Origin of the sequence: Streptomyces sp. (assembly GCF_035645055.1) — a bacterium.
Taxonomy (GTDB): Bacteria; Actinomycetota; Actinomycetes; order Streptomycetales; family Streptomycetaceae; genus Streptomyces.
In genome coordinates, this window is the sequence record NZ_DASQNH010000064.1 from 1 (window position 1) to 16765 (window position 16765).

General features: G+C 72.1%; 14 protein-coding genes. 10 read left to right on the forward strand and 4 right to left on the reverse strand.

The window, feature by feature from the left end:
* Positions 1 to 17: 17 nt before the first annotated feature.
* On the forward strand, positions 18 to 515 hold the full coding sequence (gene greA / locus VE614_RS20745) for a transcription elongation factor GreA (protein WP_324939036.1): 498 nt from the start codon (positions 18 to 20) through the stop codon (positions 513 to 515).
* Positions 516 to 653: 138 nt separating this feature from the next.
* Here the strand turns inward: greA and ilvA are convergent, their stop codons facing one another.
* Positions 654 to 1883: a threonine ammonia-lyase gene (ilvA, locus tag VE614_RS20750; RefSeq protein WP_324939039.1), complete on the reverse strand. Its 1230-nt coding sequence runs from the start codon at positions 1881 to 1883 to the stop codon at positions 654 to 656.
* A gap of 162 nt (positions 1884 to 2045) precedes the next feature.
* On the opposite strand from ilvA, the gene VE614_RS20755 reads away from it, so the two are divergent.
* From VE614_RS20755 to VE614_RS20765, 3 genes are all read left to right on the forward strand, one after another.
* Positions 2046 to 2543: a MarR family transcriptional regulator gene (locus tag VE614_RS20755; RefSeq protein ID WP_324939042.1), complete on the forward strand. Its 498-nt coding sequence runs from the start codon at positions 2046 to 2048 to the stop codon at positions 2541 to 2543.
* Between the two features lie 127 nt (positions 2544 to 2670).
* The gene (locus tag VE614_RS20760) at positions 2671 to 3171 is read left to right on the forward strand and encodes a sigma factor-like helix-turn-helix DNA-binding protein (protein ID WP_324939045.1); all 501 of its coding nucleotides are present in this window, start codon (positions 2671 to 2673) and stop codon (positions 3169 to 3171) included.
* Positions 3168 to 3416 (forward strand): hypothetical protein, encoded by a 249-nt coding sequence (locus VE614_RS20765; protein WP_324939048.1) that lies wholly within the window; start codon positions 3168 to 3170, stop codon positions 3414 to 3416. The genes VE614_RS20760 and VE614_RS20765 overlap by 4 nt, the downstream gene beginning before the upstream one ends.
* 10 nt (positions 3417 to 3426) lie before the next feature.
* Here the strand turns inward: VE614_RS20765 and VE614_RS20770 are convergent, their stop codons facing one another.
* Positions 3427 to 4581 carry a cystathionine gamma-synthase gene (locus VE614_RS20770; protein ID WP_324939051.1) on the reverse strand — a complete coding sequence of 385 codons (1155 nt, stop codon included), beginning with the start codon at positions 4579 to 4581 and terminating at the stop codon, positions 3427 to 3429.
* A gap of 176 nt (positions 4582 to 4757) precedes the next feature.
* On the opposite strand from VE614_RS20770, the gene VE614_RS20775 reads away from it, so the two are divergent.
* The 5 genes from VE614_RS20775 to VE614_RS20795 all read left to right on the forward strand — a co-directional run bounded on the left by VE614_RS20775 (position 4758) and on the right by VE614_RS20795 (position 10954).
* Complete coding sequence (locus VE614_RS20775) at positions 4758 to 5876, forward strand: hypothetical protein (protein ID WP_324939054.1); 1119 nt, start codon at positions 4758 to 4760, stop codon at positions 5874 to 5876.
* Between the two features lie 114 nt (positions 5877 to 5990).
* On the forward strand, positions 5991 to 7589 hold the full coding sequence (locus VE614_RS20780) for a M48 family metallopeptidase (protein WP_324939057.1): 1599 nt from the start codon (positions 5991 to 5993) through the stop codon (positions 7587 to 7589).
* A 67-nt stretch (positions 7590 to 7656) separates the two neighbouring features.
* A complete protein-coding gene (locus VE614_RS20785) occupies positions 7657 to 8760 on the forward strand; it encodes a hypothetical protein (protein WP_324939060.1) in 1104 nt (367 codons plus the stop codon).
* A gap of 78 nt (positions 8761 to 8838) precedes the next feature.
* Complete coding sequence (gene msrA, locus VE614_RS20790; RefSeq protein WP_324939063.1) at positions 8839 to 9510, forward strand: peptide-methionine (S)-S-oxide reductase MsrA; 672 nt, start codon at positions 8839 to 8841, stop codon at positions 9508 to 9510.
* 223 nt (positions 9511 to 9733) lie between these two features.
* Entirely contained in the window at positions 9734 to 10954 is a 1221-nt protein-coding gene (locus tag VE614_RS20795; protein ID WP_324939066.1) for an FG-GAP-like repeat-containing protein, read from the forward strand.
* Positions 10955 to 11010: 56 nt separating this feature from the next.
* On the opposite strand, the gene VE614_RS20800 is transcribed toward VE614_RS20795, so the two are convergent.
* A complete protein-coding gene (locus VE614_RS20800; protein WP_324939069.1) occupies positions 11011 to 12051 on the reverse strand; it encodes an NAD(P)-dependent alcohol dehydrogenase in 1041 nt (346 codons plus the stop codon).
* Between the two features lie 185 nt (positions 12052 to 12236).
* Here VE614_RS20800 and VE614_RS20805 point away from each other — a divergent pair, with 185 nt between their 5' ends.
* Positions 12237 to 13151: a helix-turn-helix transcriptional regulator gene (locus tag VE614_RS20805; protein WP_324939072.1), complete on the forward strand. Its 915-nt coding sequence runs from the start codon at positions 12237 to 12239 to the stop codon at positions 13149 to 13151.
* Positions 13152 to 13181: 30 nt separating this feature from the next.
* Here VE614_RS20805 and VE614_RS20810 read toward each other — a convergent pair whose 3' ends face one another.
* Entirely contained in the window at positions 13182 to 16487 is a 3306-nt protein-coding gene (locus VE614_RS20810; RefSeq protein ID WP_324939075.1) for a S8 family peptidase, read from the reverse strand.
* Positions 16488 to 16765 lie beyond the last annotated feature (278 nt).

Genomic DNA, 16765 nt, shown 5'->3' on the forward strand with positions numbered 1-16765 from the left:
ACCGACGAGGAGCACCTGTGACCCAGACCAGCGAGAACGTCACCTGGCTGACCCAGGAGGCGTACGACAAGCTCAAGGAAGAGCTTGAGTACCTGTCTGGTCCCGCGCGCACCGAGATCGCGGCCAAGATCGCCGCGGCGCGTGAGGAGGGCGACCTGCGGGAGAACGGCGGGTACCACGCGGCCAAGGAGGAGCAGGGCAAGCAGGAGCTCCGTGTGCGCCAGCTGACCCAGCTCCTGGAGAACGCCAAGGTGGGTGAGGCTCCGACGGCCGAGGGCGTGGTCGCGCCCGGCACGGTCGTGACGATCGCCTTCGACGGCGACGAGGACGACACGCTGACCTTCCTGCTCGCCTCCCGGGAGTACGCGAGCGAGTCGATCGAGACGTACTCCCCGCAGTCCCCGCTGGGCACCGGCGTCAACGGCAAGAAGGTCGGCGAGGACGCGGAGTACGAGCTTCCCAACGGCAAGAAGGCCTCGGTGAGGATCCTGAAGGCCGAGCCGTACGTCAGCTGAGCCGGCACGTCGGCTGAACCGGCCGCCGTCCCGCTCTGCCGCGCCCCCGGTGTCCGCGTGACACCGGGGGCGCTGTCGTACCGCGTCGTTCCGCCGGGCCCCGGGCGCCCACCGCGCGGGAGCGCCGGTTGGGCCCGGTCAGCCGATGACCGTGTAGCCCGCCGCGCGCAGCGCCTCGCCCACCTCGGCGCAGTGGACCGGGCCCTTCGTCTCCAGGTGCAGCTCGACCTCCGCCTCCGTGAGGCCGAGCCGGGGATCGGTGCGGACATGGCTGACGTCGAGGACGTTGGCGTCGACCAGCGACAGCACCCCGAGCAGCGTCGCCAGCGCCCCCGGGCGGTCCGTCAGCCGCAGCCGGACGGCCAGATAGCGGCCCTGCGCGGCCATGCCGTGCCGCAGCACCCGCTGCATCAGCACCGGGTCGACATTGCCGCCCGACAGCACCGCCACCACCGGCCCCTCGAAGGAGCCCGGATCGCTCAGCAGCGCCGCGACCGGGCTCGCCCCGGCCGGCTCCACGACCAGCTTGGCCCGCTCCAGACAGAGCAGCAGCGCGGTGGACAGCTCGTCCTCGGTGACCGTGCGGACCTCGTCGACCAGCGCGCCGACGATCCCGAACGGCACATCGCCGGGCCGCCCCACCTTGATCCCGTCGGCCATCGTCGCCGGGTTCTCGATCGACACCGGGCGCCCGGCCGCCAGCGAGGGCGGATAGGCCGCCGCGCCCGCCGCCTGCACCCCGACGATCCGCACGTCCGGCCGCAGCGCCTTCACCGCGACCGCGATGCCGGCCGCGAGCCCGCCGCCGCCGATGCCGACGACGATGGTGCGCACCTCCGGGCACTGCTCCAGGATCTCCAGGCCGACGGTGCCCTGGCCCGCGATGACGTCCGGGTGGTCGAAGGGGTGGATGAACACCGCGCCGGTCTCCGCCGCGTACTCCTGCGCGGCGGCCAGCGTCTCGTCGACCACATGGCCGTGCAGGCGCACCTCGGCGCCGTAGTCCCGCGTCGCGCTGATCTTCGGCAGCGGGGCGCCCTTCGGCATGAACACCGTCGCCCGCACCCCGAGCAGCGCCGACGCCAGCGCCACCCCCTGCGCGTGGTTGCCCGCGCTCGCGGCGACCACCCCGGCGGCCCGCTCCTCGGGCAGCAGCCCGGCGATCCGCACATAGGCGCCGCGCAGCTTGAACGAGCCCGTCCGCTGGAGGTTCTCGCACTTGAGGTGAACCGGCGCGCCGACCAGCTGGGTGAGGTGCCGGCTGCCCTCCATGGCCGTCACCCGGGCGATTCCCATGAGCATCTTCTGGGCGCCGCGTACGTCGTCGAGGGTGACGGTCCGAAAGGAGTCAGCGGTGCGGTAGCTCATGATTCAAGCATCGCAGTTCACGGGTGGGAAGCCGGGTTGTGACCAACCTCCGAGACTGGTTTGCGCAGCGCCGGTACGACCCGCGTCCGGGCCGCGTACCCTGTCCCCCAACCCAGCACCCCTTCATGAAGTGAGCCCCCGGCCATGCCCACAACACCTGAAATGTCGATGGACATGACGACCGTCGGTGACACCGGTCTTCTCGACACCCTCCAGCACGAGGTGGCGGTGTTCGCCCGCCGTGCCGAACAGACCCGGCTCGGCGGCGTCGGGCAGGTGCGCAACTCCATGGACCGCGCCGCGTATCTGCTGCTCAACCGGCTCGACAAGGAGGGCCCGATGGGCGTCAAGGCGCTCGCCTGCAGCATGGGCATCGATTCCTCGACGGTCACCCGGCAGGTCGCCCCGCTCGTCGACTCCGGTCTCGTCAAGCGCACCTCGCACCCCGAGGACGGCCGGGCCGTGGTGCTCCAGCTGTCCCCGCGCGGGCTGTCGCGCCTGGAGGAGGTGCGCTCCTCCAGGCGTCAGCTGATGGCCGAGTTGACGCAGGACTGGGCGCCGGAGGAGCGCGAGGCGTTCTGCGCGCTCCTGACCCGCTTCAATGTCGCGCTCTCGGACCGGATGGCGGCGGCGGTGACGGAGCCGGCCGCGCAGTCCTGACCCGCGGGCGGCTGTCCGCGCGAGGACCGTGCACGGCTCTTGACCGAAGGACCGCCCCTGGCCTCATATGAGACCGGGCCCCCGGTGGTGCCGGGGCCCGCGTCCTCAAGGTCACGGGGGAGGCGCGGTGCGACAGCGGCAGGTGCCCGACGGCAAGCGCCGGGCCCGGGAGTTCGAGGTGTTCCTGGCGGGTGCGGCGGGGCGGCTGCTGCACACCGCCACCCTGCTCACGGCGGAGCCGCCGCGGGACAATCCGCGCGCGCGGCGCCTGCTCACCCTGGCCCTCGCGCACACGTACGCGTGCTGGGACCGGCTGCGCGGCGAGGACCCGTACGACCGCGCCCGCCAGTACCTGGCCACCCGGTTCGCCCGCGAGGCCTGGCACCACTACGGCGGCGCCCTGGACCGGTTCCGCCCGGGCCCCCGCACCGCGCTCGCCCGGCTCACCCCGCAGGAGCGGCTGATCCTCGTCCTGCGGCTGTTCGAAGGGGTCGCCGAGGCGCAGACCGCCGCGCTGCTGGGCCTGCCCCGGGAACGCGTCCACACGGTCTGCGACCGCGCCACGGCGACCCTGCTGCACCCGCCGCGCACCCCGGCACCGGCGGCGCCGGAGGCGGTGCCCCGGTGAACCGGCTCGAACGGGAGGCCGCCGTACGGCGGATCATGGAGCGGGCCGCCCCGACGGTGCCGCCGGATCTGCCCGCGCAGGTGCTGCGGCGGGGCGGCCGGATGCTGCGCCGCCGGGTGCTCGCCCGCCGGGCGGGGCGCCTGCTGCTGCTCGCGGCGGTCGTGGCGTTCACGGTGTGGGCGCTGACCGCCCGCCCGTGGGTGGAGCCGCCGTCCCGGACGACTCCACCGCTCACGGGCTGGTGAGCGACGCCGCTCAGCCGAGCGCCTGCTGGAGGTCCTCCAGCAGGTCGTCGACGTTCTCGATGCCCACCGAGAGGCGCACCAGGTCGGCCGGGACCTCCAGCGCCGAGCCGGCCGCGGAGGCGTGCGTCATCCGCCCGGGGTGCTCGATCAGCGACTCGACGCCGCCCAGGGACTCGCCGAGCGTGAAGATCTTCGCGCGGTTGCAGACCTCGACCGCCGCCTCCTCGCCGCCCTCGACCTGGAAGGAGACCATGCCGCCGAACGCCCGCATCTGCTTGGCGGCGACCTCGTGACCAGGGTGGTCGGGCAGGCCGGGGTAGAGGACGCGGGTGACGCGCGCGTGCCGGGTCAGCATGTCGGCGATCTTCGTGGCGTTCTCGCTGTGCCGGTCCATGCGCACCGACAGCGTCTTGGTGCCGCGCAGCACCAGCCACGAGTCGAACGGTCCGGCGACCGCGCCCATGGCGTTCTGGTGGTACGCCAGCTCCTCGCCCAGGGTCTCGTCGGCGGTGATCAGGGCGCCGCCGACGACGTCCGAGTGGCCGCCCATGTACTTGGTCAGCGAGTGCACGACGACGTCCGCGCCGAGCGCCAGCGGCTGCTGGAGGTAGGGCGTGGCGAAGGTGTTGTCGACGACGAGCCTGGCGCCCGCGTCCCGGGCGACCTGGGCGACGGCGGCGATGTCGGTGACGCCGAGCAGCGGGTTGGACGGCGTCTCGACCCACACCGCCTTGGTCTTCGGGGTGATCGCGGCCCGTACGGCGGCCGGGTCGCTGGTGTCGGCGACCGACCACTCCACGCCCCAGCGGGAGACGACCTTGGCGAACAGCCGGAAGGTGCCGCCGTACGCGTCGTTCGGGATGACCACGTGGTCGCCGGGGCTGAGCAGCGTGCGCAACAGGCAGTCCTCGGCCGCCAGTCCGGACGCGAACGCGAGGCCGCGGCGGCCGCCCTCCAGGGCGGCGAGGTTCTCCTCCAGGGCGGTCCTGGTGGGGTTGGCGCTGCGGCTGTACTCGTAGCCGCCGCGCAGGCCGCCGACGCCGTCCTGCTTGTAGGTCGACACCTGGTAGATGGGCGGGACGACCGCGCCGGTCAAGGGGTCGGCGGTGTTGCCCGCGTGGATCGCGAGCGTCTCGAAGTGCTGACTGATGTGCCTGTCGCTCATGGGCACCGAGCGTAGTGCGCGAACGGAGCGGATGACGTCCCCCGACAGACGAGGGAAAACCCTCACCGGTGGAGCGCCGGCGGAGCTCCGCCGGGCCGGGAGTTTTCCACAGGCTCTTTTCCACAGGGCGCCGACCGGGTTGGCCAATTGTCACAGGCGTCTGGAACGCTGGAGGCATGGAGATTCTCTGGGTCCTGATGGCGCTGCTCATGCTGAGCTTCGTGCTGCTCCCCTACCTCAGGCGCCGGCGCGGCATGATCGAGCAGGTCCCGCCCGGCCACCCGGACGCCGCGGACCCGGCGAACTACGGCTTCGTGCGCCAGGAGGAGCTGGACGTCCGCATGCCCGGCCCCGACCAGGACCTGCTGGACGTCCTGGACCTGGTGCAGCGCACCCAGGACTACCGCGCGGCGGCCCAGCTGCTGGCCGGCACCGAGGCGGCCGGCGAGCTGCGCTGGCAGCGGGTGCAGGCCTTCGCGGGCGCCGCGTCCCTGGAGCTCCAGCAGCGCCCGGGCAACGCCGGGGAGACGCCCGGCGGCCAGTGGCTGCGGGTCTGGCGGGCCGAGCAGCCCAAGGACGCGGGCGGCGCGGCGGTGCACGCCGAGTTCCTGGTCCAGCAGGCGTGGCGGACGGCGACGCCGGGCACGGACGAGTTCCGGATCATCATGGAGGAGGCGCGGGCGGCTTGCGGTGACGCGGCGCTGCTCGCCCCCGGCGACCCGGTCCCGTACATCGTCGAGCTGTCGGTGGCCCGCGGCCTCGCCTATCCGCGCGGGGAGTTCGAGCAGCTGTGGCTGAAGATCCTCGACCGGGCGCCGAACCACATGGGCGCGCACCTGGCCGCCCTGCACTACTGGTGCGAGAAGTGGCACGGCTCGCGCGAGCTGGCGACCTCCTTCGCGGAGGCCGCGGCGGCCCGCGCGCCGCAGGGCTCCCTGCTGGCGGCGATGCCGCTGTTCTCGGTGTTCGAGCACCTGCCCGAGGTGAATCTGGTCAGCGGGTTCTATCAGAGCGAGGTCGTGACCAAGGCGATCCACGGCGCGCTGCACGCGGTCCACTCGGCCCGTGCCGACGATCCGATGCTGGCGCACGTCCGCCATCTGCTGGTGTTCTTCCTGGTGCGGGGCGAGCGCTGGGCGGAGGCCATGGACCAGCTGATCCATGTCGACGGCCATGTCGGCGCCCTGCCGTGGACGCTGTCGCCGGACCCGGCGGCGGAGTTCGCGGTCTACCGCGCGCTGGCGGTGGCGGGCTACGAGGCGAACGGCGGCAGCCCGGCGACCCTGCCGCACTGAGCGGACCGCTGCGCCATATGACGTTGCTCCCCTGACCTCCGGTGAGGCATCGTTTCCTCCCACATCGCTTTGCCATGTCCATTTTCAGCAATGCTGTGGGGGGAACGGCCCATCATGGGCGCAACTCTGCGCGCGCTGCGCGCCCTCGTCCTGCTCGCCGGCTTCTATCTGCTCGGCTTCGTCATGCTCGGCGCCCTGGCCGCCGTCGACTGGGCCTTCGCCGAGGCCGGCGTCGGCGCCCTCACCGCCAAGATCTGGTTCATCAGCGCGCTGGTGGCCCTCCCCGTCGTCCAGGGCATGTTCGCGCTGCGCCCTCCCAAGGACGAGCCGCCGCCCGGTCTGGCCGTCACCCCCGAGCGGGAACCCGCACTGTGGGCCGCCGTACGCGAGCTGGCCGAGCGGACCGGCACCCGCGCCCCCGACGAGATCGTGCTCACCGGCGACGTCAACGCGGCCGTCGCCGAGGACACCCGGCTGCTCGGCCTGCTCCCCGGCCGCCGCCGGATGTACCTCGGCCTTCCGCTGATGGCGGGCCTGAGCGAACCCCAGCTCCGCTCCGTCCTCGCCCACGAGTTCGGCCACTACATCCACCACGACACCCGCCTCACCGCGCTCACCCTGCGCGGCCGTCGCCAGGTCATGCGCACCGTCGCCAACCTGCACGAGCGGTCGCGGGCGAAGGCCGCCAAGGAGCAGGCCCGGCAGGAGAAGAAGAACGCCAAGCGGATCGCCCGCGGCAAGGAGGCCGCAGCGGTCGACCCCGGCCCGGCGGGCCTGAGCTACCGCCTCGCCGCCAAGCCGTTCCTCTGGTACGGCACCTTCTACCTGCGCGCCTCCCAGGGCGTGGCCCGCCGGCAGGAACTCGCCGCCGACCTGGCCGCCGCCCGCGTCGCCGGCCGTGACGCCACCGCCTCCGCCCTGCGCGAGATCCCCGTCCTGGACGCCGCCCACGACTTCTACCTCCAGTCGTACGCCACCCTCGGCACCGGCGCCGGACTGCTGCCGCCGCCCGGCGAGGTCTTCGGCGGCCTGCGCCGGCTGCTCGCCGCCCGCGCCGCCGAACTCGACGAGATGCGCGCCGGCCTGCCGGCCCAGGAGCAGTCGCCGTACGACTCCCACCCGCCGATCGCCGAACGCGTCGCCCGGATCGAGGAACTCCCCGACGACGGCCGCACCCCGGCCGGCGCCCGCCCCGCGCTCGACCTGCTCGCCGACCCCGCCCGCGCCTTCGCCGAACTGGAGGAGGCGGTCCTCACCCCCGAGGCGCAGCGGCTGCGCCGGGCCGCGGACTGGCCGGAGCTGTTCCACGGGTCGATGCTCTGGCAGGCCGAGCAGGACGCGGAGCCGCTGCGCCGGGCCGTCGCCGAGACACACGGCGGCGACGGCTCCCTCGCCGCGCTCCTCGACGCCGCCGACGCGGGCCGGCTGTGGCAGCTCGCCGACCTGCTGCCCAAGTCCCCCGAGGCGCAGTCCGCCACGGGCCGCGCCGCCCGCGAGTTCGCCCGGCCCCAGCTGCGCGCCCGCCTCGCCCGCCTGGTCACCGCGGAACTCGCCCGCCAGGGCCGGGCGCACTGGGAGCTGTCCTGGACCGACGCGGCCCGGCTGCGCCTGCCGGACGGGCACGAGGCGTGGCTGAAGCAGGCGCTGGACGCGGCGGTGAACGACGTACCGGACACCACGCAGCTGCGCAGACTCCTCACGCCGACGCACTGACGCCGACGCACTGACCCCGGCCCCAGGGCAGGGGCAGGGCACCCCACCCCCAAGGACAGACACCCGCATGCACATAGTCATCCCCCTCCTCGTCCTCCTCATCGGTCTCGTCATCTGGTTCCGCAAGCACACGAAGGGACCGGGCGGTGTACGCACCGGGGACCTGCCGAAGGCGGCGGCCAAGCTGGGTTTCCTGCCCGGCGACCGGCTCGACACCGACCACGACCGCGCCCCGGATCCGCGGGTCACGGCCGTCCGGGAGGCGGTGCGGGCCGGGGACTGGCGGGCGGGCGCCGAGTGGCTGGCCGAGGCCGGGCGGGACTGGCAGGAGCGGAACCGGCGCGCCGGCGTGCTGGCGCGGGCCGCCGTCCAGGACGACGCGTGGCTGCTGGCCTGGCGCACCGCGCGCCCGGAGGACCCCGGCGCGGCCCTGGTGCACGCCGAGTCGCTGATCGACCTGGCCTGGGAGATCCGCGGCGGCGGGTACGCGCGGTACACCACCGGCGAGCAGTTCGCGGGCTTCCACCGGGTGCTGGAGCAGGCCGGGGAGGCATGCGCGCACGCCCAGTCGCTCGCGGGCGACGACCCGTGCCCGTTCATCGCGGAGCTGCCGCTGGCGATGGGCCAGGGCTATCCGCACGACCGCTTCGAGAAACTGTGGGCGGAGATCCTGGAGCGCGACCCGCACCACCTCGCCGCGCACTCCGCCGCGCTCCAGTACTGGTGCGCCAAGTGGCGCGGCTCGCACGAGCTGGCGGAGGAGTTCGCCCGGTCGGCGGCGGAGAAGGGGCAGCCGGGCCGGCTCCTGACCGCGCTGCCGCTGCGGGCGTACATCGAGTACGAGATCGCGCACGACGACCTCAACCGGGACGAGTACTACAAGCGCCCGGAGATCGTCGCGGCGGTCGACGCGGCCCTGGCCGACGTGGCCGCGGCGGCTGCCGCGGACCCCGACGACCGGCGGATCCCGCAGGTCCGCCACCTGCTGGCCAGCCTGCTGTTCTGGCAGGACCGCCACGAGGCCGCGGTCGAGCAGTTCCGCCTGGTCGACGGCTACATCGACGCGGTGCCGTGGTCGTTCCGGGGCAGCCGGGAGGCGATGATCAAGGCGTACACGGGGGAACGGGACTACAGCGCGGCGCAGGTCCTCAAGTCCCGCGGCGGAATCTGACCGCCCGGCCGGACGTTGCCACAGACGCCCCGCCACCACACCGCCCGGCCCCGGTATCCCGGTACTAGGAGGAAACCCATGCTCTTCGGACGTACGCCCGTCCTGCCCACCCCCGAGCAGGCGCTCGAGGGCCGCCCGGAGCCGTCCTTCACCGTCCCCGAACGCCACACGGTCCTCGGCACACCCCTCCTCGGCCCCTATCCGGAGGGCCTGGAGACCGCCGACTTCGGCCTGGGCTGCTTCTGGGGCGCCGAGCGCGCGTTCTGGCAGCTTCCGGCGGGTGTGTACACCACTCTGGTCGGCTACCAGGGCGGCCACACCGAGCACCCCACCTACGAGGAGGTCTGCTCGGGCCTGACCGGCCACACCGAGGTCGTCCGCGTGGTCCACGACCCGGCCGTCATCTCCTACGACCGCCTCCTGAAGACCTTCTGGGAGTCCCACGACCCGACCCAGGGCTTCCGCCAGGGCAACGACGTCGGCACCCAGTACCGCTCGGCGATCTACACCCACACCCCCGAACAGGCCGCCACCGCCGAGTCCTCCCGCGAGGCCTACCAGAAGGTTTTGACCGCCTCCGGCCACGGCCGCGTCACCACGGAGATCCTCCCGGCCGCGGACCGCCCCTTCTACCCGGCCGAGGCCTACCACCAGCAGTACCTTTCGGACGCCAAGAACCCGAACGGGTACTGCGGGCTGGGCGGGACCGGCGTGTCCTGCCCGATCGGGGTCGCCGAGGCAGATGGCTGAGCCCTGCCACGAGAGGTGAGCGACATCGGTGCCGGATCGGGGTCCTTCGCTTCCCGCCCGGGCCCCACGCAAACCGCTGCACGGGGGGGGGATCCCGCCGTGTTCTACGATCACCTGGCTTGCGTCGAACAGCCGCCGAGAATCCGCCATGTCCGCCCGGGGAGCCCGGAGTTCCGCGGGGCAGGGTTCCGGCCGCGCGGGACATGGGAGGGGAACGCAGCACATGCGGAATCGTTTGACCCGGGGTACGGCGACACTGGTCGGCCTCGTCCTCGCCGGGACCGGCCTCGGTGCCGTGGGCGCCGCGCCGGCGGCGGCCAGCTCGTACGACTGCCCGGCGGGGTACTTCTGCGGCTGGTCGGGCGAGAGCGCCACCGGCTCCATGTGGAAGACCAGCAAGAGCGTCGCGGACCTGGGCGCCTGGGACGACAAGATCCGCTCGTACGTGAACCGTACGAAGATGATCGCCTGCGTCTACGAGGACAAGGACTACTCGCCGTGGGGCGGCTACTTCCCGCAGGACCCGAACTCGCCGGGTGAGCTCAGCTCGTCCCCGACCGCGACCACCAGCTCGATCAAGTTCGTGCGCACCGAGCGCGAGTGCAGCCAGACCGCCTACCCGCGCTGGTACTCGGAGACCTCGCCGAAGGCGCAGGGCTTCGGGGACATGAACGGGGACCGCAGGGCGGACGTCCTCGCCCGCGACGACGCGGGGCGGCTGTGGTTCACGCCGGGCAACGGCACCGGCCGGCTCATCGGCAGCGGCTTCAACGGCATGAGCACCCTCACCCGGCACGGCGACTTCAGCCGCGACGGGCGGGAGGACCTCATCGCCCGCGAGGCGGCCACCGGGAAGCTGTGGCTCTACCCCGGCACCGGCACGGGCTCCCTGGGCAGCCGCCTGCTGCTCGGCTCGGGCGGCTGGAACAGCATGAGCAAGATCACCGCCTTCGGCGACCTGACCGGTGACGGCCGGTCCGACCTGCTCGCGGTCGAGAAGGCCACGGGCAAGCTGTGGCTCTACCCGGGCACCACCACCGGCAGGCTCGGGTCGCGCAAGCTGCTCGGCTCCGGCGGCTGGAACAGCATGAACGCCCTCGTGGGCATCGGCGACGTGAACGGCAACGGCCGTGCCGACCTGTACGCCCGCGAGGCGGCCACCGGCAAGCTGTGGCTGTACCCGGGCACCACCACCGGCAAGCTCGGCGCCCGCAAGCTGGTCGGCTCCGGCGGCTGGAACGCCATGGCGGACTTCATCCCGGTCGGCGACTTCTCCGGCGACGGGCGTCCCGACCTCGCCACGGTGACCAATGACAAGTACGTCATCGACGGCTACCCGGGCCACCTGGGCTGGCTGGTCACGTACCAGGGCCGGGAGACCGGCACTCTGTCGGCGGGCGAGCGGACCGACGGCGAGTGGTGGGGCCTCAACGGCCTCAGCTAGCAGTCACCCGGGCCGCCGGCCTCACCGGCCGGCGGCCTCCCGTCCGGCAGGGGACGTCAGATCGTCGCCGTGTCGATCACGAAGCGGTAGCGGACATCGCTGGCGAGGACCCGCTCGTACGCCTCGTTGATCTGGTCCGCGCGGATCAGCTCGATCTGCGCGCCGAGGCCGTGCTCCGCGCAGAAGTCCAGCATCTCCTGGGTCTCGGCGATGCCGCCGATCATGGAACCGGCGAGCGTCCTGCCGCCGCCGATCAGCGAGAACAGGTTGAGGGAGATCGGCTCCTCGGGGGCGCCCACGTTCGCCAGGGTGCCCTCGGTCTTCAGCAGCGACAGGTACGCGCCGAAGTCGAGCGGGGCGGAGACCGTGGAGACGATCAGGTCGAAGGTGCCGGCCAGCTCCTCGAAGGTCTTCGGGTCGCTGGTGGCGTAGTAGTGGTCGGCGCCCAGCTTCAGGCCGTCGTCCTTCTTGCGCAGCGACTGCGACAGCACCGTCACCTCGGCGCCGAGCGCGTGCGCGATCTTCACGCCCATGTGACCGAGGCCGCCGAGACCGACGATCGCGACCTTCTTGCCGGGGCCGGCGCCGAAGCGCTTGAGCGGGGAGTAGAGGGTGATGCCGGCGCACAGCAGCGGCGCGGCGACGTCGAGGGGCAGGCCGTCGGGGATGCGGACGACGTAGTTCTCGTCGACGACGATCGTCTGGGCGTAGCCGCCGTAGGTGGGCTCGCCGTCCTTGCCGATGCCGTTGTACGTCGGGACGTTGCCCTTGACGCAGTACTGCTCCCGGCCGGCCTTGCAGTTCACGCACTCGCGGCAGGAGTCGACCATGCAGCCGACGCCCACGCGGTCGCCGACGGAGAACTTGGTGACACCCGAGCCGACCGCGGCGACCACACCGGCGATCTCGTGGCCGGGGACCATCGGGAAGATGGCCTCGCCCCAGCCTTCGCGGGCCTGGTGGATGTCGGAGTGGCAGATGCCGGCGAACTTGATGTCGATCAGGACGTCGAACTCGCCGGGTTCCCGCCGCTCGATGGTGGTGCGCTCCAGCGGCGCCTTGGCGGAGGGTGCGGCGTATGCGGCGACAGTGGTCATGCCGAGGGGTCTCCTAGCGGGGGATGAACGTGCCCGGCTGCCTTCTGTCCGTCTTCTCTCCGGGCACGCCCCCCAGCGTCGAGGATTTCACCCGGGTCACCCAGACCACGCTGTTGCGTACGTTCGCCGTGCGTACCACTGGCGGGGTCAGGCTCGTCGTCGTACGACCGTGAATACTGGACCGTATGGAAGAACAGCTCGACACCGTGCCCGAGCCCGCCGAGGGCCGGGGGGCCGGCCTGGACCGGCGGGCGGAGCTGAGCGAGTTCCTGCGCACCCGGCGGGCCCGGCTGAAGCCGGAGGACGTGGGCCTGCCCGACTTCGGGCGGCACCGCAGGGTGCCGGGGCTGCGGCGTGAGGAGCTGGCTCAGCTCGCCGGGGTCTCGGTGGCCTACTACACCCGGCTGGAACAGGGCAACGGGCGCAATGTCTCGGCGGAGGTCCTGGACTCGATCGCCCGCGCGCTGCGGCTGAGCGACGCGGAGCACGCCCATCTGACGCATCTGGCGAAGCCGAAGCAGCACCGCAAGCGGGCGGCCGGGCGCACCCAGCAGGTGCGCGGGGCGCTGCGCCAGCTGCTGGACACGATGGACGGCGTTCCCGCGTACGTCGTGGGCCGCCGCTCGGACATCCTGGCCTGGAACCGCATGGCGGCGGCGCTGTTCGGCGACTGGTCGGAGCTGCCGGAGCGGGAACGGAACTGGGCGCGGCTGGTGTTCCTGCGGCCGGACTACCGTGATCTGTTCACGCACTGGGAGCAGAAGGCGTCGGACGTGGTCGGCTACCTGCGCCTGGACGCGGGCTGCCATCCGGACGATCCGCGGCTGTCGGCGCTGGTCGGCGAGCTGTCCGTGAAGAGCGAGGACTTCCGGCGGCTGTGGGCCCGGCACGACGTCAAGGAGAAGGCGTACGGCGTGAAGCTGCTGCGGCATCCGCTGGTCGGCGAGCTGACGCTGTCCTTCGAGACGTTCCGGATGGTCGACGACGGTGAACAGTCCCTGGTGACGTATCACGCCGAGCCGGGCTCCCCGTCGGCGGACGCGCTGCGCCTGCTGGCGAGCTGGGGGGCGGATGCGAAGACCTCGGCACCGTCGGTCTGACGACGGCGCCGAGGCCTCAGCGAGTGACTGCTACTTGCCGTAGTAGGCGTTGTAGATCGAGATCGTGGACTTGTTGCCGTTCTTGTCCGTGATCTTGGCGTGGAAGGAGATGGCCTTCCCCTTCGCCGGGTTCTTCACGGTGATCTTGCCGTTCGTGACCGTGAGCTTCTTCCAGGTCTTGCCGTAGTCGTACGAGGCGTAGACGTGCAGCGCCTTGAGGTTGCTGCCCTTGGCCGCGCCCTCGACGGTGACCGGGAAGGTGGCGGTCTTTCCGGCGGTGACCTTGCCGTCCAGGCCGGTCACGGCGTGGAAGCGGGCCGTGGAGGCCGGGAGCTTCGCCGAGTCGGCCGGCTTCTTGGAGCGGAAGGTCCAGCCGGCGTCGATCCGGGTGGAGGAGGCGGTGACCTTGCTGCTCCGCTTGACCGAGGTGGTCAGCTTGTACGCCGCGTCGCCGGACGGGACCTTGAACACCTTCTCGCCGAACAGCGGGTCGTCGTTGGTGCCGACCTTGGTGCCGTTGCGGTAGAGGGTGGTGGCCACCGAGGTGAACAGGGACGAGCCGGGGTTCTTCGACGAGTCGGCGAACAGCGGCAGGTAGCCGTAGATCTCGTTGCCGTCCCGCCAGAGCCCGAACTCGCTGTTCATGGTCGGGCCGAAGACGGGCTTCTGGACCGTCCTGGAGTAGCTCTGGCCGGCCTTGAGGGCGAGACCGGAACCGATCGAGTAGTACGACTCGGAGACCGGCCAGCCCTCCGCGTCCACCCCGCCGTACTGCTCGAACTCCAGGTCCCACCGGACGCCGCCCTGCGTGGACAGGTTCAGCGTGCGGGTGCCGGGGATGTTCTGCGGGATGGCGATGGAGGAGGCGCTGTAGCTGCCGGGCAGCCAGCCGACGGCGGAGATCGCGCCCTTCTTCCCGGCGGCCTGGGCGCCCATGGCGACCTTCACGCGGGCCAGGTCACCGGGCTTGTAGTGCTTGGTGTAGCCGGTGGCGACCTGCTTCACCTCGGCACCGGTGCTGATGTCGTACTGCTCGTTGGCGCCCTTGGTCCAGTGGCCCTCCCACTGCTGGGACAGCGAGCCGTCGGTGACCTGCGGGCCGAGGTGGGCGGTGCGGAAGTTCTCGAACGACTCGAGGCCCCAGCCGTAGACGTAGACGCTGTCGCGGGTCTCCACGGTGAAGTCGGTCGAGAGGTAGGCGGCCTTGGCGGCGGCGTTCGGCACGGTGATGTTCACCGGCTTGGCCCTGCGCGCGTCCAGCGTGATCGTGGTGTTCTTGGTGACGCTCAGCTTGGGCTGGGCGAGCCAGTCGGCCCCCTCGAACTTCTCGGGGTCCGCGCCCACGAAGATGCCCGCGTTGAGGACGTAGCTGCCCTTGGGGACGCGGGCGGTGACGGTGCCGTCCGGGTCGTACGGCGTGTACCACTTGTTCTTGCCCAGGCCGGTGAGGCCGTCCAGGCCGGCGCTGTAGTTCTTCGTCGGCTGCCCGGCGCGGTCCAGCACCTTCAGGGTGACGTCGTACGACTCCACCTCGCGCTGCACGGCCGCCGCGGTGCGCACGGTCTGGCCGCCGCCCGTCGCCGTCACGTACGCGGAGTAGGCGCCGTCGAGGGTGCCGCCCAGCTTGGTGTTGACGGTGAAGTCGACGGAGGCCGTGCCGCCGGCCGGGACCGCGACCTTGGTGGCGCCCAGCTTGAAGAAGCCCGCCGGGGCCGCCTGGCCCTTGGGGTTGGTGGCCTTGGCGGACAGGGTCAGGGTGACGTCCTGCTTGCCGAGGTTGCGGTAGGTGAGCTGCTTGGTGACGGGCTTGTCGTCGGTGTGCGGCCACTGCTGCACACCGAAGCTCACCGACACCGGCTCGGCGACCACGGTCTGCTTGATCGCCTTGTCGACCTGGATACGGCCCGAGCCCTGCTCGAACGGCGTGTAGGCGCCGCCCTTGGTGGACGCGGTCAGCGCGGCCTTGAGCTGGGCGCCGGTCCAGTCCGGGTGCTGCTGCTTGAGGATGGCGGCGGCGCCCGCGACGTGCGGGGTGGCCATCGACGTACCGGAGATGGTCAGGTAGCCGGCCGGCTTCTCGCCGACCTCCTGGGCGAGGACGCTGCCCTTGGCCGAGGCGGCGGTGATGTCCACGCCGGGCGCGGTCACGTCCGGCTTGACCGCGCCGTCGCCGAGGCGCGGGCCGGTGCTGGAGAAGCCCGCCAGCTCGTCCTTGTCGTCGACGGCGCCGACGGTGAGCGCGGCGTCCGCGGTGCCGGGCGAACCGACCGATTCGGGACCGGCGTTGCCCGCGGCGATCGCGAACAGCACGCCCTTCTCGGCGGACAGCTTGTTGACCGCCGCCTCCAGCGGGTCGATCTCCGGGCTGTCCGGGCCGCCCAGGCTCATGTTGATGACGTCGGCGCCCTGCTCGGCCGCCCACTCCATGCCCGCGAGGATGCCGGAGTCGTCTCCGTAGCCGGAGTCGTCGAGGACCTTGCCGTTGAGGATGTCGGCGCCGGGCGCGACACCCTTGTACTTGCCGCCGGACTTCGCGCCGGTGCCGGCCGCGATCGAGGCGACGTGCGTGCCGTGGCCGAACTTGTCGCCGGCGTCGGCCGCCTTGGTGAAGTTCTTGGACGCGACCACCTGGTCCTTGAGATCGGCGTGGGTGGCGTCCACACCGGTGTCCAGGACGGCGATCTTCACGCCCTTGCCGTCGTAGCCGGCCGCCCACGCCTTGGGGGCGCCGATCTGCGCGACGGACGTGTCGAGGTTGACGCGGCGCACACCGTCGAGCCAGACGTGCGCGATCCCGGCGGCGGTGCTGTCGCCGTTGGTGACCGCGTCCCACAGCTCGTGGGTGTCCGCGTACGGGGTCTGCACGGCGTCCGCGTTCAGGGCCTTCAGGCTGTGGCGGAGGGTGCCCGCGTCCCGGACCTCACCCTTCGCGGCGCCCGCGGCGCCCCGGTAGCCGACGATGACCTTCAGGCCCTGCTTCTGGGCCTTGCGGGTGGCGGACTTGTTCAGCTCGGTGACGTCGAACAGCCGCTGGTCGAGCTTGCCGGTGGCGACCAGGCGGGCCGCGTCGGCGGGTATGACGAGCGTGTGCCCGCCGGCCTTGCGGATCTGTACGGGTATGTGCTCGCGCCCCTTCGCCGGCTGCACGCCGACGACGCGTCCCTTGGCGTCCACCGTGACCCGGTCACCGGTGATCAGGGTGATGTGGTGCTGGGACGTCATTTCGGCGCTGCTGTGAGCAGGTTGCCCGGCCTTCGCCGACGCCGGGGTGGTCAGTCCCGCGGCGAGGGCCACGGCGGCCGCGGTGGCAACCGCGGCGGCGCCCGCTCTCTTCACTTGTCTGCGCAAAACTCCCCCTGGAGTTGAGGTACCGGGCGAATTCCCCGTTCACCCGGCCGGGGTGGTCCCGCGCACATGCTCGTCACCCCCCGGAACTGGAAGTATGCCGGGGGGTGTTCTGCCGCCTCAAGAGAGGTTCGTGTCACGAGTTCGCTATAGAAACGCGCCGACTCGGGCCCATCGCGGAGGGTTCCTCGGAATTGTTCTCCTTGACCACGATGGTTCCCTTCCGGATCGTCACCGGCCGGGGCCCTTCCGGCGAGCGCGGAGCAGCC